This window comes from Mycobacterium sp., from assembly GCF_040398885.1.
GTDB lineage: Bacteria > Actinomycetota > Actinomycetes > Mycobacteriales > Mycobacteriaceae > Mycobacterium.
Map to the genome: position 1 here is coordinate 1 of NZ_JBBATF010000282.1, position 2,042 is coordinate 2,042.

Genomic DNA, 2,042 nt, shown 5'->3' on the forward strand with positions numbered 1-2,042 from the left:
TGAAGTCGGCGAGCATGTTCAACGTTCCCAGCTCCATCAGGCCGCTGCGGTAGAAGGGGTCAATGGCGGCAAGTGCCCGACCGGCGTCACCGTCCGGGCCGATGATTCCCACCCCTGCCAACACCGAGATCGGATCGGTGTCCAGAACTGCAATAACGGCGTCGCCCGCGTCGAAGCCGGCGGCGGGTTGCCATGGCCGATAGGGTGATCGGGGTTCCAGAACGCTGATTAGAGCGTCCTTCCAGGGCGTACCGCGAACGATGTTGACCCGGCTGACACCGGTCGCTTTACCTCTACGGCTCACTGCGCATCCCCTTGCTCTCCGGATCCAACTGCTTGCTGCCGATGCTCATGTCGCTGCCCTTCAGATACGCGCGGCCCTCCACAACGTCGGTCTCAAGGACCTCTCCGCCGTACCCGATTCGTCCCAGCACCCGCCGTGCACCGTCCTCGGCCAACTCACGGGTGCCGAAATACCACATCGCCCGCCACTCGTCGACGCGCTCGCGTTTGACGACCACCACCCACACCGGTCCGGGCCGCTCGACGCTCTTGTGGACACTCGTCGTGCCGGCCTTGCGGTCAGAGCGACCCCACGTGACCCGTAGCTCGTCCATGCCCGAGGGCTCGTTGCTGGTCTGTAGAAACAGATCGACGTCTGCGGTGAACGCCTCCGCCAGCTCCGAAAACGCCTCGCCAAGAAGCGCTCTGGCCTCGGAGTCGGCCTGGACTACCGCCTCCAACGTCGCCGACAGTCCCTCCAGCACCGCCGTCTCCGCCGGCGTGACGGCATAGGCGGCGGCCGCGTCGATGTTGAATCTGGCTCGGTGCACGGTTTCAACGAATCGGTCACTGCCGACCGCTTGGGAGGCCCGGTTGATCCAGCCGAGCGCGGCGAAGCTGAATTCCATCAACGGTGGATGGCGGCGCGGGGGATAGGGCCATGGCAGTTTCTTGTCGTTGTTGATGCGTGCACCTTCCGTGTGTGGGGTCGACAACACTGAGAGACGCCGGCTCAGGTCGACAAATCCGCCGACCGCCAAAGTCTCAAAGGTGTTGTGTGAATTGGCCGCCGTCCGGCTCTGCTCGACCAGTCAGGGGAGGAGGATGCAGGCAACTGCGGTGCCGTCATTATAGCAAAAGCGGGTGCTGGTTTCCAGCCGCGCAGCTGGCGATCATGCGCTGAGGAGCACGTCGGTTTCGGATTCGGCAGCGCGCCGGCGGAACTCGGCGGCAAACGCGCTGGCGAGCCCGCCCGCCCGCTCGCGATACGCGGCGGCCGACAATTCGCTGTCGCCCTTGACGTAGCGGGATGCCAGCCGCGCCAGGGCATCGGCGCCCTCGTTGAGAGGCTCGCCCTGATGGCTGCGGATCCACCGAATGTCCAGACGCTCACGGTTGAGGTGCATCCGCCGGCTGGCGGTCACTAGGCCGGCTGTTTTCCCGCCGGGCCGCTCAGTGACGTAGCCCCTCGGCAGGAGGTCCTCGCCGGCCATCCATTTGCGTGCCATGGACACCGCGTGGCTGTTGTCGCAGAACACCGTCAGTCGGCGGCGGGTCAGTCGGCGGACCGCGTCGTCGATGGCCCGCAATTCGGCCACCAACGGCGACTGGGGCCCGATGATGGTCTTGGTGTCGATCCGACCGCGCAGGCCGTACTGGCCGTCAGAGGCCAACCACCCGTTGCCGGAGAACCTGCCGCGCACCGATCCGTCGGCGGAGACCACCAGCGGCGGCAAGGTGAGGTCCTCGGGCTGGGCCGCCGCAGCTTCAACGGCTGCCAGCCCGGAATGGGCCGCGGCCATCAACTCGGCGTCGTCGCGCGATGGCCCCTGCACGGTGCACCGCGGAAGGGCGGCCCTGATCTCGCTCTGGTAGGTCCACACCGCGCTCGTGCGGGGCACCTTCACCAGGAACCGAAGTCGATCCTCGAAGGGGATATCGCAGCGGATCTGGACAAAGACGTCCAGCAGAGCCGTGTCGGCAGAGAGTGCCTGGACTGTGCCCGACCACTCCTGATCGGTGTACTTCTCCACCGCGTG

The 2,042-nt window shown here is 66.2% G+C and carries 2 protein-coding genes and 1 pseudogene; all 3 read right to left on the bottom strand.

Features of this window, described 5'->3' with window-relative positions:
• Nucleotides 1–304 (bottom strand): annotated as a pseudogene (locus ADBZ5U_RS16025) (hypothetical protein); the annotation flags it as partial.
• The gene (locus ADBZ5U_RS16030) at nucleotides 294–1,043 is read right to left on the bottom strand and encodes a hypothetical protein (RefSeq protein WP_526811852.1); all 750 of its coding nucleotides are present in this window, start codon (nucleotides 1,041–1,043) and stop codon (nucleotides 294–296) included. The gene ADBZ5U_RS16030 and the pseudogene ADBZ5U_RS16025, both read right to left, overlap by 11 nt.
• 132 nt (nucleotides 1,044–1,175) lie before the next feature.
• A partial coding sequence (locus tag ADBZ5U_RS16035) for an RNase H family protein (RefSeq protein ID WP_526811854.1) occupies nucleotides 1,176–2,042 on the bottom strand: 867 nt, incomplete at its 5' end.